Source organism: Microbacterium pullorum (assembly GCF_014836535.1).
Taxonomy (GTDB): Bacteria; Actinomycetota; Actinomycetes; order Actinomycetales; family Microbacteriaceae; genus Microbacterium; species Microbacterium pullorum.
In genome coordinates this window covers 1-21944 of record NZ_JACSQP010000006.1, presented here as the reverse complement: position 1 = coordinate 21944, position 21944 = coordinate 1, and the positions used below count along the sequence as shown (strand labels likewise).

The window sequence follows — 21944 nt, the reverse complement described above, 5'->3', positions numbered from 1 at the left end:
CACTTCCGTCGCCCGAACCCCCGAGGCGCGGTGCCCCGATCGGACGTGGGATGGTGACATGCGTTCATTTCCTGCTGCTGTCTCCCGAGCCCTCGTATCGCGCCGTGGAGCATGGGTCGCCCTCGCGGCCGGCCTGCTCGCCCTGTTGGGAGTGATCGGCGCACTGGGGAGCGTGACCCTGACGACCGAGAACGAGGCGGTACCCCCGCAATCCGAGTCCGCCCAGGTCGCGGCGCTGTCGTCGCAGTTCGATGACGGCGATGCGAGCACCCTGTTGATCGTGGCGAGCCGGGCGGACGGGAAGGCCCTCGCGGCATCCGACCTGACGGCGCTGACCGCGGTGACGGAGGAGGTGCAGGGCGTGCAGGGGGCGACGGCCAGGGGGCCGCATCTCAGCGAGGACTCCGAGGCCGCCGTGATCCAACTCACCGCCGATGTGCCTGAACCCTCCGCGCGGGACTTCGTCGAAGAGGTGCGCAGCATCACGTCGTCGCATGCCACCGGGCAACTGGATCTGCAGGTGACGGGCGGTCCGGCGTTCAGCACCGACATCTCGGCGGCGTTCGACGGCGCCGACTTCACCCTTCTCGCGGTGACCGTCGCGATCGTCGCGGGACTGCTGATCTTCACCTACCGCTCCCCCGTGCTCTGGCTGATTCCGCTGACGGTGGTCGCCCTGGCCGATCGGGCGGCGAGCGTGGTGACCGCGGCCGTCGGCAACGCGCTCGAGCTGCAGTTCGACACCGGCATCGTGAGCGTGCTCGTGTTCGGTGCGGGCACCAACTACGCACTTCTGCTCATCTCGCGATACCGGGAGGAGCTGCAGCGCGAGGAGGACCACCGCGTCGCGCTGGCGCAGGCGTGGCGCGCGACCGTTCCGGCGATCGTCGCGTCGAACGTGACCGTCGTGCTCGCCCTGCTCACCCTGACCCTCACCGTCATCCCCGGCACCCGCGGTCTCGGCATATCGTCCGCCGTCGGCCTGCTGATCGCCCTGCTCTCGGTGCTCTTCGTGCTCCCGCCCGCCCTCGCGGTGTGCTCGCGCGGCGTCTTCTGGCCCTTCATCCCCCGGCCCGGGGCGCGCGCGACGGCGGGCGGAGCCTGGCGCCGGATCGCGCAGACGGTCGTGCGGCGGCCCTGGCTGCCGCTGGTCGGCGGCCTCACCCTGCTGACGGTGATGGCGAGCGGGCTCTGGGGTGCGAGCGTCGGGCTCGGCCAGACCGAGAAATTCCGAACGGCATCCGAATCCGCCGTCGGCCTCGAGGTCTTCGACGCGCACTTCCCCGCGGGACAAGCCATGCCCTTCATCGTCATCGCCGACGCGCAGTCGACGGCGCCCGTCTCGGATGCCGCCGGCGCCGTCCCCGGCGTCGTGGACGTCGTCACGGTCGGTGAGAGCGCGGACGGATCACTGGTCAAGCTCATGGTGTCCGGCCGGCCCACGGCGGGAACCCCCGAGCACACCGAACTGGTCACGCAGCTGCGAGAAGCCGTGCATGCCGTACCCGGTGCAGACGCGATGGTCGGCGGCCCCGGAACTCAGGACGTGGATGAGCGTGAGGGAAACCTGCACGACTTCCTCCTGGTGGTGCCCCTGGTGCTGGCGGTGACCCTCGTGGTGCTGATCGCCTTGCTGCGGTCGTTGGTCGCACCGATCGTGCTCCTCGTGGTCAACGCACTGAGCGCGGTCGCGGCGATCGGTGCCGGGGCGTGGCTCAGCCGGGTCGTGTTCGGCTGGGAGGCACTGGACCTGCAGGTGCCGCTGCTGTCGTTCCTGTTCCTGGTGGCGCTGGGCGTGGACTACACGATCTTCCTGGTGCACCGCGCGCGGGTCGAGGCGGCGAGCGTCGGCACGCGGGCGGGCATGGTGAATGCCCTCGCGGCGACGGGTGGCGTCATCACGAGCGCCGGCGTGGTGCTGGCCGGGGTGTTCGCCGCGCTCGGGGTGCTGCCGCTGGTCACGCTCGGACAGATCGGACTCATCGTCGGCGTCGGCGTGCTGGTGGATACGCTCGTCGTACGCACGCTCGTCGTTCCGGCGCTCTTCTCGATCCTGGGCGACCGGATGTGGTGGCCGGGGCACCGCACCGGCGACGATGAGGTGACAACGCAGCGGGGAGGACCAGCCCATGTCGGTCAACCAGCCCGCGTCGGCCGTGCCGGCTGAGGCGCCCCCGGTGCCGCCGTCCACTCGGCGGCGCACCGGGTGGGCGATCCGGCTGGGGCAGTCGGTCATCACGGTGGCGCTGGTGGTCATCACGTCGATCCGCGCCCTGACCGACGGCGTCTCGCCGGCACTGGTGATCGCGCTCGCGTTGGTGTTCGCGGGGTGGTACTTCGGCGGCCTCTTCCTCGGCGACAGGACGCGAGATCCGGTGCTGGCGACGTGGTGGCTCGTCGGCCTGACGCTCATCTGGGCCGGCGCCGTCGCCGTGTCGGAGGAGTTCGTGTGGCTCGCCTTTCCGCTCTGGCTCCTCGCCGGGTTCATCATCCGGATGCCGTGGGCCGCGCTGCTCAGCGTCGCCGTGCTGGCCGTCGTCATCGCGGCTCCCGCGCTGCACACCGGGGCGACGACGTACGCCAACGTGATCGGCCCGCTGGTCGGCGGCATCTTCGCGCTCGGTATCTCGCGCGGCTACCTCCAATTGGTGCGCGAGGGGAAGGAACGTCGGCGACTGATCGCGTCGCTGGTGCAGGCCCAGCACGAGGCCGCGCAGTTGCAGGACGAACTGGCCCGCACCCAGCGGGAGAGCGGGGCGGGCATCGAACGCACCCGACTCTCACGCGACATCCACGACACGGTCGCACAGAATCTGTCGTCGATCGGCATGATCGCCCGCTCTGCTCGAGCACGGGAGGCCGCCGACACCGATCTCGCGCTCACCCAGATCGAGTCGCTCGCCCGCCAGGGGCTCGGCGACGCCCGCCGCATCGTGAACGACCTCACGCCGTCGGAACTGGAGGGTTCCGCGCTCGGCGACGCCCTCCGCCGCATGCTCGAGCGCTTGACCGAGGAGACCGGCATCCGCACCGATGTCCGCATCGACGAATCGGTGCCCGCCCTGCCGATGGCCGCCGAGGTGACGCTGCTGCGCACGGCGCAGTCGGCGCTGGCGAATGTCCGCACGCATGCGTCGGCATCCCATGTCGTGGTCAGCTTGATCGATGCCGACGACGCGGTGCGCCTGGACGTCGTCGACGACGGGGTCGGGTTCGACGCCACCCGGTGGGACACCCGCCGGCCGTCGCGCGACGAAGGCGGCTACGGCCTGCGGGCGATGCGTGCCCGACTGCGAGAGGTGGGCGGCAACCTCGACGTCGAGAGCGCCGTGGGCGAGGGGACGGCACTGTCGGCATCCATCCCCCTGATGAACACGGGGAGCCGGCCATGACGACCTTCCGCGTCCTGCTCGTCGACGACCACCCGATCGTGCGGGCCGGACTGCGTTCTCTGTTCGACGGCCGCGACGATGTCGAGATCGTCGGGGAGGCGGCCACGGGCGAAGAGGCGATCGCCCTCGCCCAGCATCTGCACCCCGACGTCGTGCTCTGCGATCTGCGGATGGGCGAGGGGATGGACGGGGTGCAGACCACGACTCGGCTGCGCGCCCTCCCCCAGCCGCCGGCCGTCGTGATCCTCACCACGTTCGACCGCGATGCGGAGATCCTCGGCGCGATCGAGGCGGGCGCCGCCGGCTACCTGCTGAAGGATGCCGCGCCGGCCGACATCGCCTCGGCGATCCGCCGCGCAGCCGCCGGACAGACCGTGCTCTCCCCCGAACTCACCGCGCGTGTCGTCCACGTGATGCGTTCGCCGCGCGTGCGGCTCACCGACCGGGAACTCGACGTGCTGCGCCTGCTCGACACGGGCGCATCCAACCGCGAGATCGCGCGCGAGCTGTTCGTCACCGAAGCGACCGTCAAGACCCACCTCACGCACGTGTTCGACAAGCTGGGGGTCGACAACCGGGCCAGAGCGATCGCCGTCGCCCGCCGGAAAGGGCTGCTCTGACGTCCGGCCCTATCCGTCTGCTGAGCACCGCGCGGGGCGGCCTGCTGGTCAGATCGGGGTGATCATCACCGCGACTGTCACCTCACGCGTTGCTGCGCGCGAGGTACTCGTCGATGATCGCGGCGACCTCGGGGCACCCGTAGCGGATGGCGAGTTCACGCGGCGACGTACCCTCGCCGTCGGGAAGAGCGGGGTCGGCACCGCCGGCGAGCAGCAGGCGCACGATCTCCTGCTGATCCGGTCCGTCATCGCCGAGGATGATCGCCTCGTGCAGAGCGGTCCAGCCCAGGTTGTTGATGTGATCCACGGGGCATCCGGCCTCGATGAGCAGCTGAACGGTGGAGACGTGGCCCTTCTCGCTCGCGGGGATGAGGGCGATCCCGCCGAATCGGTTCGTCACGGTGAAATCGCCTCCGGCGGCGATCGCTGCGCGCACCACGTCGTCGTAGCCGTGGGCACCGGCATAGAGCAGCACCGAGTCCTGCATGTCGTTGCGCGCGTTGACATCCGCGCCCTGCTCGATGAGCGCGAGCGCGCGCTCGGGGTCATCTGCATAGAGAGCGGTGACAGCCTCGATGCCGAGCTGGGGGGAGCGGGCGGTGGTGGTCACGGTGGAATCCTTCGTTCGTGTCGTGGGCAGGTGCTCGGGGAGGGGATCAGCGCCGCATACGGGCGCCCGTACGCACCTCGTCCTGCAACAAGATAACCCCGTTCAGCAGCAGGCTCTCTGGTTACCCGACGTACTCCTCGTCCCTGATCTGGTCCGCGTTGCCGGGGACGCACGCCGAGGTGCCGCCAATGCCGTACTTGGCTGGCCCCGTATCGAAGCTCAGACCCTGCAGGGGTCCTCCGGTGGCGAAGACAACAGGATCGTGTTCGGTGTTCACCCGCACGGTCATGCCGAGGGTCTCCCAATGCGCGGCGATCTTCTCGACGTCCGCCATCGGGTCCACGTCACCGCGCGGTGCGGTGTACAGGTAGTCCCACTTGATGCCGTTGCCGCCATCGCAGGTTTGAACGCCGGGGGCGCTGGATTCCTCCCACCCAGGGGTGCCAAGCAGCTCAGCGGTGTCATGGATGATGCCCGTGAGCGTCTCGCGCGCTTCGTCTGGTGTCACGTCGGCCTCCTGGGGTCCGCATCCGGTGAGTATGACCACGGCAGTAGCGAGGGCCGCGACCGAGACCAACGGGCGATGTCGGTCAGTGCTCACTGCTCATCCCTTGCCTCCGGGCCTTGTCCAGATCGTCGCGGTACGTCTCAGCGTCCACGTCGTAGAGCCCATCCTCGTCGACCTGTCGCGTCAGCTCATCGAGCAGGCGGCCGCGATCCTGCGCGGGCGCTGCCGGGCCGAACCGAGGCTTGCGGATCGCCGTGTCGACGCCGCCGGCGCGGTTGCTGCGTTCGGTGAGCGCGACGAGACCGAGGTGCTGGTCGGCGGTGAAGCAGACGAGCTTGCCCTTGTGGTCCTTGGTGCGAGCGAGGATGCCCGCGTCGGCCAGCTCTGTGAGCGCGCGGTGCGCGGCCGCCGGTGATGCACTCCAACGCTGAGTGACCTGCGCAGCGGTGAGCACGGGCTCCTCGGCCAGGTGGGTGAGGAGCTTCAGCACCAGCGCATCGCTACGGGGCTTGGCGGGCTTGATGCCCTCGTCGGCGCGGTGCTGGATGAACCGGTCGATGATCGCGACGTCCAGCTGCTCCACCTGCTCGGACAGCCGCACGGCGTTCTCCGCTGCACGCTCCACAGCGGTCGAGAACCCGATCACCCAGTCGTCCAGGCGTGACGGGATCTCGCGGTACGCCGTGAGCCCTGCAATGTATGACCCCGTATCCCCGGCGAACACCGTGCTGATGGGGATGAGCACGTTCCGGAGCGCATCGGTGCGACTGAGGACGGTGTGGATCAGCGCACGTCCGGTGCGGCCGTTGCCGTCGACGAAGGGGTGGATGGTCTCGAACTGGGCGTGAGCGATCGCCGCGCGCACGATGGGGCTGCCGCCTGTGGCGGTGACGAACCGGGCGAGGTCCTCGACGAGCCGACGCACATCGCCCTCGGGCGGCGGGACGAACTCAGCCCGCAGCGGGCTCCAGCCAGGCCCTCCGACCCAGTTCTGCTCCTGACGGATGCCGTGGCCCAGGCGGGGTTCGATGACGTGCTGCAGATCTTCGATGTCCTCGAGGGTGATCTCGCGGCCACGGTCGGCGAGTACTTCGATCGCCTGCTCCGTCGCGCGAACGTTCGCGATGACGTCCAGCGCGACCTGCGGACCGTGTTGGAGGGCCTCAGCGATGGCGAGCTTCTTCGGCGTGACGCGGTTGCCCTCGATCCAGCTCGAGGAGATGCTCTCCGACCGGATCAGCAGATGACTGAGGAAACGCCCCCGCCGACCGATGCGCTCATCGGCACGGCTGAGCGTCTGCAGCGCCGTCTCGGCGGCTTCGCGCGCCTCCGCGCCGAGGTCTGGCAGGTCTGCGCCGAGCTCGTCGGGGACGTACGCCTGGTATCGGCCCGGAGCTCTGTCGCGACGGCTGAGTCCGGAAGAGCCCTCGACCGGGCGCCAGAGGCGTTCCACATAGTGCGCCATGGTGAGCCTTCAGTCGGGGTCGGCGGATCTCTAGCTTAGAGCGATAAGCGAGAAATAGCGACGAGGCATCGGCTGTTGGGCTCGCACAAAGCGTTACCGCTGCGCTACCGCTGGACCCGGCAATCCAACGAAAAACCCCCGCGATCCCAGTGTTTCCAAGGGATCTGCGGGGGTTTCGGTGGCGGTGACGGTGGGATTTGAACCCACGGTAGGGGGTTACCCTACACAACTTTTCGAGAGTTGCACCTTCGGCCGCTCGGACACGTCACCGCGGACAATCGTACGCGAGAGCGGCCATCGCCGCCAATCGGGGCATCCGCCCGGCCCGGCATCCACTTAGTTGCCGCAGGCAACTACTCGGCGTAGAGTCGAATGATGGACGGAACATCAGCGGGGGGCACACCCGAAGCGCTCCTGCTGACGTCGCTGACACAGCTGATGGCCCAGTGGTCCACGCTCACGCGGCAGACCACGGTCGCCCGCGAAGCGGGTCTGACCATCGATGCCGGCGACATCCGCCCCGTCTACTCCCTGGGCCTGGCCGGTCCGCTGCGCGCGAGCGATCTCGCCGCCGATCTGCGACTGACCCGCCCCACCATGAGCAAGCAGCTCACCCGACTCGAAGCGGCGGGGCTCGTGACGAAGTCACCCGATCCCGATGACGGTCGCGCCAGCATCGTGGCCCTCTCCCCCGGGGGCGAACGCGTCTTCGCGCTGCTGGTGCAGCGCGGCCGCGAGATGGTCGACGAGGCGCTGCGGGGATGGGATGCCGCGGAGCGCCGTCGCTTCGCCGCCCTCACCGGCCGCTTCGTGGACGCCGCGCTCGCGGCCGGCGCCGACCACCCCGCTGCACCCACGTCCGACGACCAGTCGGCATGAATACGGCCCCACCCGAGGGGCCCGGAAACAAGGAGGCATCCATGCCCCGCACTTATATCGTCACCGGATCGGCATCCGGCATCGGCGCGACCACCGCGCAGCTGCTGCGTGACCGCGGCGAACGCGTCATCGGCATCGACCTGCGCGGCGCCGACGTCGAGGCCGACCTGTCCACCCGCGAAGGCCGCACGCAGGCCGCCGCGAAGGCGACCGAACTCGCCGACGGCCGCGTCGACGGCGTCATCGCCTGCGCCGGCATCTCCGCGCCGATCGCGAAGACCATCTCGGTCAACTTCTTCGGCGTGACCGAGCTGCTCGAAGCGCTGCTCCCCGCGCTGGCGCAGTCCGACGCCCCCCGCGCCGCGGTCGTGTCGTCGATGGCGTCGCTGCAGCCGAACTCGGCCGAGATGGTCGACGCCGCCCTCGCCGGCGACGAGACGCAGGCCCTCGAGATCGCCGAAGGCCTCGCCGCACAGGGCCCCCGCGTCGGGTACCTCGTGTACCCGTCGTCCAAGCGCGCGCTGTCGCGCTGGGTGCGCCGCGAGTCGATCACGCCCGCTTGGGCCGGCGCCGGCATCCCGCTCAACGCCGTGGCCCCCGGAACGGTCGTCACCCCGATGACCGCCGAGCTGCTGAACACGCCCGAAGGTGCAGCGATGGTGGATGCCGCGGTGCCCATGCCGCTGAACTACCACCAGCCCCCCGAGTCGATCGCGAACCTGCTCATCTGGCTCACCGGACCCGAGAACACCCACCTCGCCGGCCAGGTCATCTACGACGACGGCGGCGCCGACGCGTCGCTGCGCGGCAACGACATCTGGAGCTGGGCCGACCAGCACTGACCCGACCAGGCGGGGGATGCCATTCCCGAGGCATCCCCCGCCTCTCCTTCCCCTTCCCCACCCCGCGCCGACCCGCGCGGCGCCGACCCGCGCCGCTCCGGTGTCACAGATGTCAGGCCCCGACCCGCAGCACCCACCATTCGCGACACTCGAGCAGCCCATGCAACCCGCGCAACCCGCAAGCCCGCGCAACCCGCGCGGCCCACGCAACCCGCAAGCCCGCGCGCGGCGCGCACGCGGCGGGGGCCCGCAGCGCGGCGGTGGGGGATAGCGTGGCGGCATGGCCGAGACCATGAACCGGCAGCAACGCCTCGTCGTCGCCGTGGCCGTGCTCGCATCGTTCGTCGCATTCCTCGACGGCAGCATCGTCAACGTCGCACTTCCGGCCATCGGTCGCGACCTCGGCGGCGGACTGACCACGCAGCAGTGGACGGTCGACGCCTACCTCATCACCCTCGGCGCACTCATCCTGCTGGCCGGCTCCGTGAGCGACGCCTACGGCCGCATCCTTGTGCTGCGCATCGGGCTGATCGGTTTCGCGGTGGCATCCATCGCCATCGCCGTCGCCCCCGATCCGGTGCTGCTCATCGTGGCGCGCGCGGCGCAGGGGGCCGCCGGCGCGTTCCTCGTGCCGAGTTCCCTGGCGCTCATCACCTCGACGATGCGCGGCCCGCTGCAGGCGCAGGCCATCGGCGTGTGGACGGCCCTCACGACCGCCGCGACGATCGCGGGGCCGGTCGTGGGCGGACTGTTCGTCGACTACCTGTCGTGGCGGCTCGCGTTCCTCATCAACGTGGTGCCCATCGCCCTGACCCTGTGGCTGCTCACCCGACTTCAGACGCGCGACGTGCGACGACCGGATGCCTCGATCGACTGGCTCGGCGCGATCCTGTGCACCCTCGGGCTCGGCGGCGCCGTGTTCGCGCTGATCGAGCAGCCGAACCTGGGGTGGTCCTCGCCCGCCATCTGGCTCCCCCTCGTCGTGGGCATCGCCCTGTTCGCTGGGTTCTTGTGGCGCCAGCGCACCGTGAAGAACCCGATCCTCCCGCTCGAGCTGTTCCGGGTGCGCAACTTCTGGACCGGCAACCTCGCCACGGTGTTCATCTACGGCGCACTGTCGCTCAACGGCTTCGTCGTCGGCGTGTACCTGCAGCAGGGCGCGGGGCTCACGGCGACGCTCGCGGGCCTCGCGAGCATGCCCACGACCCTGCTGCTGATCGTGCTGAGCTCCCGAGCCGGGGTGCTCGCGGGCCGGTGGGGTCCGCGACTGTTCATGACCGTCGGGCCGCTCGTGATGGCCGCAGGCGCCCTGCTGCTGCTGACCGTCGCCGTGGAGTTCGACTACTGGTGGCAGGTGCTTCCCAGCATGCTCGTGTTCGGGCTGGGCCTGGGCATCACCGTGGCGCCGCTGACCGCGGCGATCCTCGGGTCGATCGAGCCCGCGCGTTCGGGCATCGCCTCGGCGGTGAACAACGCCGTCTCCCGCGTGGCGGGGCTCATCGTCATCGCCATGCTCGCCGCGATCGTGGGGGGTTCGCTCGACCTCGACGGCTTCCACCGCGCGGCGATCGCAACGGCCGCGCTCCTGGCCGCGGGCGGGATCGCGTCGTTCTTCGGCATCCGCAATCCGCCCCTCGGAGCGGGCGAAGAGACCACCGCCGTCACGGTCGACGAGCCCTGACCCCGACGACCCGATCACCGAAGCAGTGGTCAGCGGCATCCTCCCCTGCAAGACTGTGCCCATGAGCGTGATCGAGAACTCCAAAGTCACCGTCGTCGGCGCGGGAAGCGTCGGGTCGTCCACTGCCTATGCCGCGCTCATCCGCGGCTCCGCGCGCCACATCGCGCTCTACGACATCGCCACCGAGAAGACCGAGGCCGAAGTCCTCGACCTCGCCCACGGCACGCAGTTCACCGGTTCCAGCGACATCACCGGGGGCAGCGACATCTCGGTGGTCGAAGGGTCGCACGTGGTCGTCATCACCGCCGGCGCCAAGCAGAAGCCGGGGCAGACCCGCATCGAGCTGGCCGGCACGAACGCGAACATCCTGAAGACGATGATGCCGCAGCTGCTGGAAGTGGCCCCGGACGCGGTGTTCGTGATCGTGACGAACCCCTGCGACGTGCTCACGGTGCTCGCCCAGGAGTCCACCGGCCTGCCTCCCGAGCGCATCTTCGCCGCCGGCACGGTGCTCGACACCTCGCGCCTGCGGTGGAAGCTCGCCCAGCGCGCGGGCGTGTCCTCCCGCAGCGTGCACGCCTACATCGTGGGTGAGCACGGCGACACCGAGTTCCCGCTGTGGTCGAAGGCCTTCATCGGCACGGTGCCGATCCTCGACTGGGAGACCGAGGGTCACCCGCCCATGACGGTCGACGAACTCGATCAGATCGCGGTGGATGTGCGGGATGCCGCGTACAAGGTGATCCAGGGCAAGGGCGCGACCAACTACGCGATCGGCCTGTCCAGCGCCCGCATCGTCGAGGCGATCCTGAGCGACGAGAACGCCGTCATGCCGGTCTCGACCGTGCTCGATGACTTCCACGGCGTCTCGGGGGTGGCTCTGTCGGTGCCGTCGATCGTCAACTCCCGCGGCGCTGTGCCGATCCGCGGGACGCAGTTCTCGCCGAGCGAATTGGGCCTGTTCCGCCGGTCGGCCGACGCACTGCGTTCCGTCGCGAACGACCTGCGCGCCTGACCCCGCCGGCGCCGCACGACTGCCGGGGCGCGGGAACCGACGCCGCGTACGACCGGGTGCAGGGCACTGTCGGTGGGGCCGCGTAGCCTTGCCACATGGCAACCCGACGCGCAGCGACCACCGCGCCCTACCGCTGCACCGAGTGCGGGTGGACGACGCTGAAGTGGGTCGGCCGGTGCGGCGAGTGCCAGCAGTGGGGCACCGTCGTCGAGGCCGGCGAGCAGGCAGGCATCGTGCGCACCGTCACCCCCGTCGCCCCGGGCGCGGCACGGGCCGCCCGGCCCATCACGCAGGTCGAGACGCAAGAGGCCGCGCGCACCACGAGCGGCATCGGCGAATTCGACCGGGTGCTGGGCGGGGGCCTGGTTCCGGGCGCCGCGATCCTGCTGTCCGGCGAGCCCGGGGTGGGCAAGTCGACCCTCCTCACCGAGGTCGCCGCGCAGAGTGCGCGCGTCGGGCGGCGGGTGCTGTACGTCAGCGCCGAGGAGTCTCTCGGGCAGGTGCGCCTGCGCGCCGAGCGCACCGGTGCGCTCCACGACGAGCTGTATCTGGCCAGCGAGACCGATCTGGCCACGATCCTCGGACACATCGACGAGGTGCAGCCGCAGCTCGTGATCGTCGACTCGGTGCAGACGGTGTCGTCGTCGCTGTCCGACGGCATGGCGGGGCATCCGGGACAGGTGCGCGAAGTGGCATCCACCCTCATCCGCGTCGCGAAAGAACGGGACCTGCCGGTCATCATCGTCGGTCACGTCACGAAAGACGGCTCCATCGCGGGCCCGCGCATCCTCGAGCACCTCGTCGATGTGGTCTGCCACTTCGAGGGCGACCGGCAGACGTCGCTGCGTTTCGTGCGCGCGCTGAAGAACCGGTTCGGCGCGACCGACGAGGTGGGCTGCTTCGACATGACGGGGTCGGGCATCGCCGAGGTGGCCGACCCGAGCGCGCTGTTCCTCGGGCACGGCTCACGTGAGGCGGGCACGTGCGTCACCGTCGCTCTCGAGGGTCGCCGGGCGCTTCCGGTGGAGGTGCAGGCACTGACCATGCCCACCGGCGCACCCAACCCGCGCCGCATCGTCAGCGGCGTCGACGGTGCGCGCGTGGCGATGATCCTCGCGGTGCTCGAGAAGAAGGCGGGCATCACGGTGTCCAACCAAGACGTGTACGTCTCGACGGTGGGCGGCGTGCGGCTCACCGAACCCGCCGCCGACCTCGCGATCGCCCTCGCGGTGGCCAGCGCCGTGCGCGACCGCCCGCTGCCGACCAAGCTGGCCGCGATCGGCGAGCTCAGCCTCGCCGGGGAGATCCGCGCGGTCACCCAAGGCGAGCAACGTCGGGGCGAGGCCGCCCGCTTGGGCTATCGCACCGTGCTCGACGCGTCGAGCAAGACGCTGCGGCAGGCCCTGGGCGATCTGCCGCGGCTGCACCGCTCCGATCCGGGTGACGAGCCGGCGTTCTGACCGACGCGGGGCCGGCGCTCAGGCGTCGAGCGCGGCGATGAGGTCGGCAGGCGCCGCCTGCAGGGGGTGGGGGCCTGCGATATCGAAGAACACGGTGGTGATCTCGTCCTCGTGGGCTCCGAGGAAGGCGCGCAGCCAGTCCGGCGCCTGCAGCGCCACACCGGGCGGCAGGGTGGCGGGCTTGTGGGCGGCGTCACTGAACAGCAAGAGCGCCACGTCGCCCGTCTTCGGGTCGCGGTAGGTCCACACCTCACCGACGTCGAGCGGGTTGTCGCGGTGCCCGGGACGCATGAGCGGAACGACGGTGGGGCCGTGACGCAGCGCGAACGCCACGGCGGCCATGTCCTGCGTCTGGAGTGCGTCGGCGAGCTGCGTGTTGCGGAACCGCTCCGGTCCCGCGCGCTTCACCTTCTTCTTGCCGGCCATCACTCCAGCCTACCGACGGCGAAAAGAAGGGGCCCTCTCGGGACGCCCATTGGGGACTGGGGGACTCGAGAGGGCCCATGGCTCACCGCATCTGTGGTTCCCGATGCGAAACTCTGGGGAGGGTTACGCTCGACTGCTGGGGACAGCGGGGACAGCGTGCGGGAGCTGGTTCAACAATACGTCACATCAGAACCGGGTAGGTGTCCCCTCTTTGGGGGACAAACGGTGAGAATCCTCTCAGAAGTGCCCAATCGCGGGCTCAGTAGAGCATGAACTGGGTGCTTTCGGATGAATCCACCCCGCCGATCGAGACCTTCAGGTGGAAGGACGAGCCACCGCCCGGCGCGGTCTGCCGATCGGTGTCGCCGCAGGTCGACACCGACGACCGGGTACGGTCCCACACGAGCGGGGTGACGGAGGTGACACTCTGCCCGGCGTCGATCGTGACGGTCTGGTCGCTGGGTTCGGTCTGGCAGTCCGTGGAGCGCCACCACACGTCGTCGCCGCTGCTGATGGTGAACACCTGGGTGGTCGTGCCGACGTTGAGGGTGCACGCCACGGCACCGGTGTTGGCGAGCGAGATCGTCAGCTGCGGCTTCTCCCCCGCGGCATACGAGGTCTTGTCCGTGACTCCCGTCACCTCGATCGCCGACCGCTCGCACTCGGCGATGCCGGCCGCTTCGGCCTCATCGGGCGCGTCCGCCACGGGAGCGTCGGCGTCGGTCTCGGGAGCGTCAGCGCTCGGAGACGGCATGGGCGAGCCCGACGGGGTGGCGGTCGGGGTGCTCACCGAGGTGGGCGTGCGCTCGGTCTCCGCCGCCCGAGCGTTCCACGGCTGCCACACCAGCAGCACGATCCCCGCGATCACGAGCAGCACCGCCAGCAGCAGCACGAGCCGGCGGCGACGGTAGACGGCGGGCGACGGCCGGCGGCGGACGGGTTCGGACATGCCTCCAGGCTACGTCGCGGCTTCCGGCCCGCCCGGCGGACGCGCCCGGGTTACAGGTGCTTGATCATGCGCGTGTTGCCGAGCGTGTTCGGCTTCACGTGCGCCAGATCGAGGAATTCCGCGATGCCCTCGTCAGGGCTGCGCAGCAGCTGCGAGTACACGTCGGGGTCGACGATGTGCTCGCCGATGGGCGCGAAGCCCCGCGCCCGGAAGAAGTCCACTTCGAACGTCAAACAGAACAGGCGTGAGAGGCCGAGCTCGGTGGCATCCGCCTCGAGCCGCTCGACGATCGCGCGACCGACGCCGCGGTGCACCCAGTGATCCACGACGATGAGCGTGCGCACCTCCCCGAGGTCCTCCCACATCACGTGCAGCGCGCCGCACCCGATGAGTTCACCGTCGGCTTCGGCGACGACGAACTGCTGCACCGATTCGTACAGCACGACGATGTCCTTGCCCAGCAGGATTCGTCGCTGCACGTACGGGTCGAGCATCGCCAGGATGCCGCGCACATCGGAGGTGCGGGCCGGTCGCACGGTGAAGCTGCTCACCCGGTCAACCCTACGCCGCGCCCCCCGCGCCCCCGTGGACGCCGCGGTGGGGCGCGCTCCTCCGGTAGGTTCATACCGCGCGCTGACCGGCGGCGCGGAGCCGATCGGAGGAGGTCCGCAGGCGTGAGTGTGCTGCGCGACTACGCGACGACGGTGTCCCAGCCCACCCTGCCGCTGTCAGGGCTCGGGGCCCGCGACGGGGCGTTCGACTGGGGCGCGGTGGCGCGCTACGACGAGGTCGTCGCACCCGACGGTGGGCTGCGTCCGGCGTGGAAGGCGATGGCCGACCTGGCGCTCGCGCTGACCCCGGGCGAGTTGCGGCGCGTCGAAGGCGAGATCACCCGGTTCCTCGCCGACGACGGCGTGACCTATTCCACCCCGGATGCCGGCGCGCAGCCGTGGCGCCTCGATCCCATGCCGCTCGTCATCGACGCCCTCACATGGGCGCGGCTGGATGTGGGGCTCGCGCAGCGCGCCGAGCTGCTCAACGCCGTGCTGCGAGATCTCTACGGACCGCAGACCCTGCTCTCCAGCGGCACGATCCCCGCCGCTGCCGTCTTCGGCCACTCCGGGTTCACCCGGCCGGTCGCCCGCCCCGGCGTCGTGGATCGGCAGCCCCTGCTGCTGGCGGCGGCCGACCTCGGCCGCGACACCGACGGCGAGTGGCATGTGCTGGCCGACCGCGTGCAGGCCCCCTCGGGCCTCGGGTTCGCGATGGAGAACCGCCGCGTGCTCGCGCAGGTGCTGCCCGACCTCTACCAGCTGAGCGACCTGCACCGAATGGAGCCGTACTTCTCGGCGCTGCGCGCGGCGCTGCTGGATTCCGTCCCCGGCGTCGCCTCCCCGCAGGTGGTCGTGCTCTCCCCCGGCCCGCACTCCGAGACCGCATTCGATCAGGCATTCCTCGCCAACGCCCTGGGCATGCCACTCGTGCAGGGCAGCGACCTGGTGGTGCGCGACGGCTGGGTGTGGATGAAGCCGGCGGGCTGGCCGGGCACCGTGCCGCGCGAGCGCGTGGACGTCATCGTGCGCCGCGTCGACGCCGACTGGTGCGACCCGCTGGAGCTGCGCGCCGATTCGCGCCTGGGCGTCGCAGGGCTCGCCGAGGCGATGCGCCGCGGCCGGGTGCGCCTGGTGAACGGGCTCGGTGCGGGGGTGCTCGAGAACCCCGCCCTCCTCCCCTACCTGCCCGCCGCGTGCGAGCAGCTGCTCGGTGAGCAGCTGCGGCTGCCGTCGGTGCCGACGCTGTGGTGCGGCGACCCCGAAGACCGTGCGCAGGTGCTGGACCGGGTGTCCTCCGGCGACCCGCAGCTGTTCGTGCGCATGATCGACGAACCGCGGGCATCGCTGGCGGGAGCGGATGCCGCCGATCTCATCCCCCGCATCCTCGCCGCGCCCCACCGCTACGTGGGGCAGCAGCTGCTGCCGCTGTCGCAGGCGCCGGTATGGGCCGGCGGCACCCGGGCCGCCCCGCGACCACTGGTCTTCCGCAGCTTCGCGCTGCGGTACGGCTCCGCCTACCGCCCGCTCGTCGGGGGCCTGGCCACCGTCCGCGACGGCGGCACCGCCACTCCCATCACGAAGGACGTGTGGGTCCTCAAGGCCGCAGAGGACGACGCCGATCAGGGGCTGGTCGAGACCGCCCCGCCCGTGTTCGGCGCGTCGATCCCGGCCCTGGCGCCGCGTGCGCTGGCCGACATGTTCTGGGCCGGGCGCTACGCCGAGCGCGCCGAGGATCTGCTGCGGCTGCTGCTGTCCGCCCATCACCAGCTGGAGCAGGTCAGCAGCCACCACAGCCCCCAGGCACGGGAGAGCACCCGGGTGCTGCTGGATGCCCTGCAGCGGCTCGCCGGCATCCGGTTCACCGATCCCGACGCCGAGCTGCGATCCCTGCTGCTGGACGCCGACCGCCGCGGCGGCGCGGCGCACGCGGTGGTGCGGCTGCGCGACGCGCTGGAGGGCGTGCGCGACCAGCTGTCGGGCGACACGTGGCGGGTGTTCTCCAACATCGACCGCGCGACGCGTGCGCTGCGCTCGGCACCCCACACGCACCGCACGGCCGAATCGGCGGGGCGCATGCTCACCGCCGTGCTCTCGCTGCAGGGGGTGACGGCGAGCATGATGCGCGACGCCGGCTGGCACATGATCGAGGCGGGGCGCCATCTCGAACGGTCGCTGCAGCTGTGCCACCTGCTGGTGGGCACCACCACCCGGCGCCGCGCGTTCCGCGCCGACCGCGAGGTGCTCGAGGCGACGCTCACGGCGGCGGAGAGCATCGTGACCTACCGGCGCCGCTACCGCGGATCGCTGCGCACCGCCGACGCCCTCGATCTGCTGCTGATGGACCGTGAGAACCCCCGCTCGCTCGCGTACGCGCTGGGTGAGCTCGGCACGCATCTGGCGGCCATGCCGGCATCCACCGGCTCCACCCGGCCGGAGCGGCTGCGCGAGCATCTCGAGACGGCGCTGGCCGGCATCGACATCGCCGCGCTCACCGCCGCCGACGGCGAGCACCGCATCGCCCTGACGGAGTTCCTCGTCGACGCCATCGCGCAGCTGGAACAGCTTGCCGAGGCCGTCGCGCACGTGCACTTCGAAAGCGGGCCGCCGCCGCTGGCGCTGTCGTCGCTCGACCTCATCGAAGAACGCGGGCGCGCATGAGATACCGGGTGTGGCACCGCACGGCCTACGCCTACAGCGCCGAGGTCGAGGACAGCGTCGGGCTGTTCCACCTCGTCCCGCGCGCTCTCGATTGGCAGCGGGTGCACGAGCACGCCGTCGTCGTGCAGCCGCCGCCGAACGACGTGAATGTCGACGTCGACTACTTCGGAAACTCGGCCACCTACTTCCACCTCACCGACCCGCACGGCGCACTGGTGATCGAGTCGTCCAGCGACGTCACCGTCGAGACGCCGCAGTACGATCCCGATGTGCTGGCAGAGCCGTGGGAGCGGGCGCGGCCGCTGCGGCATCCCGACGTCCCGCACGCGTGGCGGGCCACCGAGTACGCCCTCCCCTCGCCCCGCGTCGCGCACGTGACCGAAGCGACCGAGTACGCCGCGGCATCCCTCACCCCCGGCCGCCCGCTCGCGGAGGCGGTCACCGACCTGATGCACCGCATCCACGCGGACTTCACCTACGACAGCACCGCCACGACCGTCACCAGCACGGTCGCCGATGTGCTGCAGATGCGCGCCGGGGTCTGCCAGGACTTCGCCCACCTCGCCCTCGCGTGCCTGCGCGGCCACGGTGTGGCCGCCCGCTACGTGAGCGGCTACCTCGCCACCCAGCCCCCGCCCGGCAAAGAGCGCGTCTTCGGCGCCGACGCGTCGCACGCGTGGCTGGGGGTGTGGCTGCCCGGCACCGACTCGTGGCTCGCGATCGACCCGACCAACGACCAGTGGGCGAACGACCGCTACGTCACCGTCGCGTGGGGCCGTGACTACGGCGACGTGTCGCCGGTGAAGGGCATCATCGTCACCGAGGCGAAGAAGTCCACCCTGCGGGTCTCGGTCGACGTCGCACCCATCCCCTCCGCCCCGACTGCCCCCTCCGCGGCAGCCCGCTGAGACGACGAGAGCGGATGCCGCGTGGCATCCGCTCTCGTGTCGATCCCGTGGTGCGGCGGTTACTCCGCGCCGGCGATCAGATCGGGCGTCGCGGTGATCTCGGGGACGGTGTTGACTCCGATGGCGACCTTCTCGCCGCGCGGGGCGTGCTCGAAGGTGAAGCCGTTGGCGTCGGAATCGACCTTCACGTGGTCGCCCGCGTTCAGCTCGCCGTGCAGGATGCGCTCCGAGAGCTGGTCCTCGATCTCGCGCTGCATGGCGCGACGCAGCGGCCGGGCACCGAGGGTCGGGTCGAAGCCGATCTCGATGAGGCGGTCGGTCGCCGCCGGCGACAGCTCCAGCGTCATGTCGCGGTCCAGCAGACGGTCGGCCAGGCGCTTGGTGAACAGCCCGACGATCTGACGCAGTTCGTCGCGGTTCAGCTGCGGGAACACGATGATGTCGTCGAGTCGGTTGAGGAACTCCGGCTTGAAGTGACGCTTCAGCTCCTCGTCGACCTTGCCCTTCATGCGGTCGTACGACGTCTGCGCGTTGCCCTCGACCTGGAAGCCGACCGGGCCGCCCGCGATCGCCGACGAACCGAGGTTCGTCGTCATGATGATCACGGTGTTCTTGAAGTCGATGACGCGACCCTGACCGTCGGTCAGGCGTCCCTCCTCCAGAATCTGCAGCAGCGAGTTGAAGATGTCCGGGTGGGCTTTCTCGATCTCGTCGAAGAGCACGACCGAGAACGGCTTGCGCCGCACCTTCTCGGTGAGCTGGCCGCCCTCTTCGAACCCGACGAACCCGGGAGGGGCACCGAACAGGCGCGAGACGGTGTGCTTCTCACCGAACTCGCTCATGTCGAGCGAGATCAGCGCGCCCTCGTCGTCGAAGAGGAACTCCGCGAGCGCCTTGGCGAGCTCGGTCTTTCCGACGCCCGTGGGGCCGGCGAAGATGAACGAGCCCGAGGGACGCTTGGGGTCCTTCAGACCGGCACGCTGACGACGGATCGTGCGCGACAGCGCCGCGATCGCCTCGTCCTGGCCGATGACGCGCTGATGCAGCGCCTTCTCCATGAAGACGAGTCGGCTGGACTCCTCTTCGGTCAGCTTGAACACCGGGATGCCGGTCGCCTGGGCCAGCACCTCGGCGATGAGACCCTCATCGACCACGGCGTGGCTGGCGACGTCACCCGAACGCCACTGCTTCTCGAGGCGCAGACGCTCGGCGAGCAGGGACTTCTCCTCGTCGCGCAGAGCCGCGGCCTTCTCGAAGTCCTGCTCCTCGCTGGCGCGCTCCTTGTCCTCGCGGACCTTGGCGATCTTGTCGTCGAACTCGCGCAGCTCCGGCGGGCTCGACAGGATCGACAGACGCAGGCGGGCGCCGGCCTCGTCGATCAGGTCGATGGCCTTGTCGGGGAGGAACCGGTCGCTCACGTAGCGGTCGGCGAGGTTCGCCGCCGCGACGATGGCGCCGTCGGTGATCTGCACCTTGTGGTGCGCCTCGTAGCGGTCGCGCAGCCCCTTCAGGATGTTGATCGCGTGGGGCAGGCTCGGCTCGGCGACCTGGATCGGCTGGAAGCGGCGCTCGAGCGCGGCATCCTTCTCGAAGTGCTTGCGGTACTCGTCGAGGGTCGTCGCACCGATCGTCTGCAGCTCACCGCGGGCGAGCAGGGGCTTGAGGATCGAGGCGGCGTCGATCGCGCCCTCGGCGGCCCCGGCACCGACGAGGGTGTGGATCTCGTCGATGAACACGATGATGTCGCCGCGGGTGCGGATCTCCTTGGTGACCTTCTTCAGCCGCTCCTCGAAGTCACCGCGGTAGCGGGACCCGGCGATGAGCGAGCCGAGGTCGAGCGAGTAGACCTGCTTGTCCTTCAGCGTCTCGGGCACCTCGCCCTTGACGATGGCCTGCGCGAGACCCTCGACGACGGCGGTCTTGCCGACACCGGGCTCGCCGATGAGGACGGGGTTGTTCTTCGACCGGCGGGAGAGGATCTGCATGACCCGCTCGATCTCCTTCTCGCGCCCGATGACCGGGTCGAGCTTGTTGTCGCGCGCGGCCTGGGTGAGGTTGCGCCCGAACTGGTCGAGCACCGCCGAGCCACCCTGGGCGGGCGAGCTCTGCTCACCGGGGCCGGCGGCGACGCCGGCCGGCTCCTTGCCCTGGTAGCCGCTGAGCAGCTGGATGACCTGCTGGCGCACCTTGTTGAGGTCGGCGCCGAGCTTGACGAGCACCTGTGCGGCGACTCCCTCACCCTCGCGGATGAGACCGAGCAGGATGTGCTCGGTGCCGATGTAGTTGTGGCCGAGCTGCAGCGCCTCGCGCAGGGACAGCTCGAGCACCTTCTTGGCCCGCGGCGTGAACGGGATGTGACCCGTCGGCTGCTGCTGGCCCTGCCCGATGATGTCCTGCACCTGCTCGCGCACAGCGTCGAGCGAGATACCCAGCGACTCCAGCGCCTTGGCGGCGACACCCTCGCCCTCGTGGATGAGGCCGAGCAGGATGTGCTCGGTACCGATGTAGTTGTGGTTGAGCATCTTCGCCTCTTCTTGGGCGAGCACAACCACACGACGGGCACGGTCCGTGAATCTCTCGAACATCGTCGACTCCTTCAAGCGCACAGTTCTGGCGCTTACCGAAAAGGGTAACGACCAGCGGATGCCGGTATGCCCTCTGTTCGCCACGGGCGGATGCCTTCCGCCCCCGGGCGACACGATTGACAGCCTTATCGACAATCGATACCGTAACGCTTATCGATAACAACGATATTCGTCATGAAGGAGCGACATGACCATCACGACCCCACCGAAGCGGGCACTGTCGACCGGTGACCGCGCCGGGCTGCTGATCATGATGATCGCCGGCGCCGCCCTCACAGTCGGCACCGTCGTCGCCGCGATCATGCGCATCGTCGATGTTCTGACCAGCCCGAGCGTCGAGGTGTTCGCCGAGTTCGCGGGAACACCCGCCGTCGCACCGATCGGCGTGGACGGGGCGGGAGTGGAGGTGGCACTGGACACGGCGGTGCTCACCCTGACCGACCTGCCCGTGGCATCCCTCTGGTCGATCATCATCCAGCAGGTGCTGCTGGCGGTGGGCGTCGTGACCGTGGTGACCTGCCTGCTGCTGCTCGCGCGCAGCGTGCTGCGCGACCGGGTGTTCAGCCGCGGCAACACCCGGCTGGTGAACATCGCCGGGCTCACGGCGCTACTCGGCGTGGCCGCGTACCCGTTCTTCGGCAACATGGCCGCCAACGGGGCGTTCGCCGCACTGTCGGAGCGAACCTTCGACAACGTGCTGATGACGGTGGACTTCGGTTCGCTCTTCGCCGTCGCCTTCGTCGCGGCGCTCGCCTCGACGGTCTTCCTGGTCGGCGACCGGCTGCAGCGCGAGACGGCGGGCCTGGTATGACCCCCGCCGAGGACGACGGCCCCACCGGCATCCACTGCCGACTGGACGAGCTGCTCGCCGAGCGCGGCATGACCCTCGCCCGGCTCTCGGAGCTGGTCGGGGTGTCGGTGGTGAACCTGTCGGTGCTGAAGAACGACCGCGCCCGGGCGATCCGGTACTCGACCCTGTCGGCGGTGTGTCGCGCGCTGGATTGCGAGGTCGGCGACCTGCTGGTGCGCGCCGACCCCCGCTGACCCGCCGCCGGGCGTGCGGGTGCGGGTGCGGGTGCGGGGGTGCGGGTGCGGGTGCGGGGGTGCGGTCGCGGGTGCGGGTGCGGGTGCGGGGTCGCGGGGGTCGGGGCTGCTCGAGTGTCGCGTCCGCACAGTTCCCACCGCCGCCGACTCGCCACATCCGACACCGGAGCGGACCCCTACGGGCGCGCGGATCGCGGCGTCCGCGCGTCCGTCGGCCCGCGCCGCTCGAGTGTCGCGTCGGCCCGCGCCGCTCGAGTGTCGCGTCGGCACAATCACTGCGCAGAGCGGTAGACATCCTCGCCACCGGAGCCGCGCGGGCGGCGCGCGCGGCGGCGGGCGGGCGCGGGC

19 protein-coding genes and 1 tRNA gene are annotated in these 21944 nt (G+C 70.4%); 12 read left to right on the top strand and 8 right to left on the bottom strand.

The genetic code is table 11. From position 1 onward, the window contains the following. Window positions 1-58 precede the first annotated feature (58 nt). The 3 genes from H9651_RS10870 to H9651_RS10860 are packed head-to-tail and all read left to right on the top strand — an operon-like array spanning window position 59 to window position 4012. Window positions 59-2167, top strand: coding sequence for an MMPL family transporter (locus H9651_RS10870; RefSeq protein WP_191719348.1), 2109 nt, complete (start codon window positions 59-61; stop codon window positions 2165-2167). Continuing rightward, complete coding sequence (locus H9651_RS10865; protein ID WP_191719347.1) at window positions 2130-3392, top strand: sensor histidine kinase; 1263 nt, start codon at window positions 2130-2132, stop codon at window positions 3390-3392. Before H9651_RS10870 ends, H9651_RS10865 begins: the two co-directional genes overlap by 38 nt. Further along, the gene (locus H9651_RS10860; protein WP_191719346.1) at window positions 3389-4012 is read left to right on the top strand and encodes a response regulator; all 624 of its coding nucleotides are present in this window, start codon (window positions 3389-3391) and stop codon (window positions 4010-4012) included. Before H9651_RS10865 ends, H9651_RS10860 begins: the two co-directional genes overlap by 4 nt. A gap of 82 nt (window positions 4013-4094) precedes the next feature. Here the strand turns inward: H9651_RS10860 and H9651_RS10855 are convergent, their stop codons facing one another. The 4 genes from H9651_RS10855 to H9651_RS10840 all read right to left on the bottom strand — a co-directional run bounded on the left by H9651_RS10855 (window position 4095) and on the right by H9651_RS10840 (window position 6865). Further along, complete coding sequence (locus H9651_RS10855) at window positions 4095-4622, bottom strand: ankyrin repeat domain-containing protein (RefSeq protein WP_318244847.1); 528 nt, start codon at window positions 4620-4622, stop codon at window positions 4095-4097. 121 nt (window positions 4623-4743) lie between these two features. Then, window positions 4744-5223: a hypothetical protein gene (locus H9651_RS10850; RefSeq protein ID WP_191719345.1), complete on the bottom strand. Its 480-nt coding sequence runs from the start codon at window positions 5221-5223 to the stop codon at window positions 4744-4746. Beyond that, a complete protein-coding gene (locus H9651_RS10845; RefSeq protein ID WP_191719344.1) occupies window positions 5213-6595 on the bottom strand; it encodes a Fic family protein in 1383 nt (460 codons plus the stop codon). Before H9651_RS10845 ends, H9651_RS10850 begins: the two co-directional genes overlap by 11 nt. Window positions 6596-6774: 179 nt before the next feature. Then, window positions 6775-6865, bottom strand: a tRNA-Ser gene (locus H9651_RS10840). A gap of 105 nt (window positions 6866-6970) precedes the next feature. Here H9651_RS10840 and H9651_RS10835 point away from each other — a divergent pair. From H9651_RS10835 to radA, 5 genes are all read left to right on the top strand, one after another. Beyond that, window positions 6971-7474, top strand: coding sequence for a MarR family winged helix-turn-helix transcriptional regulator (locus tag H9651_RS10835; RefSeq protein WP_191719343.1), 504 nt, complete (start codon window positions 6971-6973; stop codon window positions 7472-7474). A gap of 41 nt (window positions 7475-7515) precedes the next feature. Further along, on the top strand, window positions 7516-8316 hold the full coding sequence (locus H9651_RS10830) for an SDR family NAD(P)-dependent oxidoreductase (protein WP_191719342.1): 801 nt from the start codon (window positions 7516-7518) through the stop codon (window positions 8314-8316). Window positions 8317-8596: 280 nt separating this feature from the next. After that, entirely contained in the window at window positions 8597-9997 is a 1401-nt protein-coding gene (locus H9651_RS10825; protein WP_191719341.1) for an MFS transporter, read from the top strand. A gap of 61 nt (window positions 9998-10058) precedes the next feature. After that, complete coding sequence (locus H9651_RS10820) at window positions 10059-11012, top strand: L-lactate dehydrogenase (RefSeq protein WP_191719340.1); 954 nt, start codon at window positions 10059-10061, stop codon at window positions 11010-11012. A 95-nt stretch (window positions 11013-11107) separates the two neighbouring features. Next, window positions 11108-12472 (top strand): DNA repair protein RadA, encoded by a 1365-nt coding sequence (gene radA / locus H9651_RS10815; RefSeq protein ID WP_191719339.1) that lies wholly within the window; start codon window positions 11108-11110, stop codon window positions 12470-12472. A gap of 18 nt (window positions 12473-12490) precedes the next feature. Here radA and H9651_RS10810 read toward each other — a convergent pair whose 3' ends face one another. From H9651_RS10810 to H9651_RS10800, 3 genes are all read right to left on the bottom strand, one after another. Next, window positions 12491-12898 carry a dehydrogenase gene (locus H9651_RS10810; RefSeq protein ID WP_191719338.1) on the bottom strand — a complete coding sequence of 136 codons (408 nt, stop codon included), beginning with the start codon at window positions 12896-12898 and terminating at the stop codon, window positions 12491-12493. A gap of 259 nt (window positions 12899-13157) precedes the next feature. Further along, entirely contained in the window at window positions 13158-13847 is a 690-nt protein-coding gene (locus H9651_RS10805) for a hypothetical protein (protein WP_191719337.1), read from the bottom strand. A gap of 50 nt (window positions 13848-13897) precedes the next feature. Then, a complete protein-coding gene (locus tag H9651_RS10800) occupies window positions 13898-14398 on the bottom strand; it encodes an amino-acid N-acetyltransferase (RefSeq protein WP_191719336.1) in 501 nt (166 codons plus the stop codon). A 123-nt stretch (window positions 14399-14521) separates the two neighbouring features. On the opposite strand from H9651_RS10800, the gene H9651_RS10795 reads away from it, so the two are divergent. Further along, complete coding sequence (locus tag H9651_RS10795) at window positions 14522-17059, top strand: circularly permuted type 2 ATP-grasp protein (protein ID WP_191719335.1); 2538 nt, start codon at window positions 14522-14524, stop codon at window positions 17057-17059. Then, window positions 17056-17967, top strand: coding sequence for a transglutaminase family protein (locus tag H9651_RS10790; RefSeq protein WP_191719334.1), 912 nt, complete (start codon window positions 17056-17058; stop codon window positions 17965-17967). The genes H9651_RS10795 and H9651_RS10790 overlap by 4 nt, the downstream gene beginning before the upstream one ends. A 59-nt stretch (window positions 17968-18026) precedes the next feature. On the opposite strand, the gene H9651_RS10785 is transcribed toward H9651_RS10790, so the two are convergent. Continuing rightward, a complete protein-coding gene (locus H9651_RS10785; protein ID WP_191719333.1) occupies window positions 18027-20552 on the bottom strand; it encodes an ATP-dependent Clp protease ATP-binding subunit in 2526 nt (841 codons plus the stop codon). Between the two features lie 187 nt (window positions 20553-20739). On the opposite strand from H9651_RS10785, the gene H9651_RS10780 reads away from it, so the two are divergent. Together H9651_RS10780 and H9651_RS10775 are read left to right on the top strand one after the other, a co-directional pair. After that, window positions 20740-21363 carry a hypothetical protein gene (locus tag H9651_RS10780; protein WP_191719332.1) on the top strand — a complete coding sequence of 208 codons (624 nt, stop codon included), beginning with the start codon at window positions 20740-20742 and terminating at the stop codon, window positions 21361-21363. Next, entirely contained in the window at window positions 21360-21596 is a 237-nt protein-coding gene (locus H9651_RS10775; RefSeq protein ID WP_191719331.1) for a helix-turn-helix domain-containing protein, read from the top strand. The genes H9651_RS10780 and H9651_RS10775 overlap by 4 nt, the downstream gene beginning before the upstream one ends. The last annotated feature ends 348 nt before the right edge of the window (window positions 21597-21944 follow it).

Bases quoted from the DNA above. Each gene is read 5' to 3' on its own strand.
- H9651_RS10870 (WP_191719348.1), top strand. From the start codon at position 59: ATGCGTTCATTTCCTGCTGCTGTCTCCCGAGCCCTCGTATCGCGCCGT.
- H9651_RS10865 (WP_191719347.1), top strand. From the start codon at position 2,130: ATGTCGGTCAACCAGCCCGCGTCGGCCGTGCCGGCTGAGGCGCCCCCG.
- H9651_RS10860 (WP_191719346.1), top strand. From the start codon at position 3,389: ATGACGACCTTCCGCGTCCTGCTCGTCGACGACCACCCGATCGTGCGG.
- H9651_RS10845 (WP_191719344.1), bottom strand. From the start codon at position 6,595: ATGGCGCACTATGTGGAACGCCTCTGGCGCCCGGTCGAGGGCTCTTCC.
- H9651_RS10835 (WP_191719343.1), top strand. From the start codon at position 6,971: ATGGACGGAACATCAGCGGGGGGCACACCCGAAGCGCTCCTGCTGACG.
- H9651_RS10830 (WP_191719342.1), top strand. From the start codon at position 7,516: ATGCCCCGCACTTATATCGTCACCGGATCGGCATCCGGCATCGGCGCG.
- H9651_RS10825 (WP_191719341.1), top strand. From the start codon at position 8,597: ATGGCCGAGACCATGAACCGGCAGCAACGCCTCGTCGTCGCCGTGGCC.
- H9651_RS10820 (WP_191719340.1), top strand. From the start codon at position 10,059: ATGAGCGTGATCGAGAACTCCAAAGTCACCGTCGTCGGCGCGGGAAGC.
- radA (WP_191719339.1), top strand. From the start codon at position 11,108: ATGGCAACCCGACGCGCAGCGACCACCGCGCCCTACCGCTGCACCGAG.
- H9651_RS10810 (WP_191719338.1), bottom strand. From the start codon at position 12,898: ATGGCCGGCAAGAAGAAGGTGAAGCGCGCGGGACCGGAGCGGTTCCGC.
- H9651_RS10805 (WP_191719337.1), bottom strand. From the start codon at position 13,847: ATGTCCGAACCCGTCCGCCGCCGGCCGTCGCCCGCCGTCTACCGTCGC.
- H9651_RS10790 (WP_191719334.1), top strand. From the start codon at position 17,056: ATGAGATACCGGGTGTGGCACCGCACGGCCTACGCCTACAGCGCCGAG.
- H9651_RS10785 (WP_191719333.1), bottom strand. From the start codon at position 20,552: ATGTTCGAGAGATTCACGGACCGTGCCCGTCGTGTGGTTGTGCTCGCC.
- H9651_RS10780 (WP_191719332.1), top strand. From the start codon at position 20,740: ATGACCATCACGACCCCACCGAAGCGGGCACTGTCGACCGGTGACCGC.
- H9651_RS10775 (WP_191719331.1), top strand. From the start codon at position 21,360: ATGACCCCCGCCGAGGACGACGGCCCCACCGGCATCCACTGCCGACTG.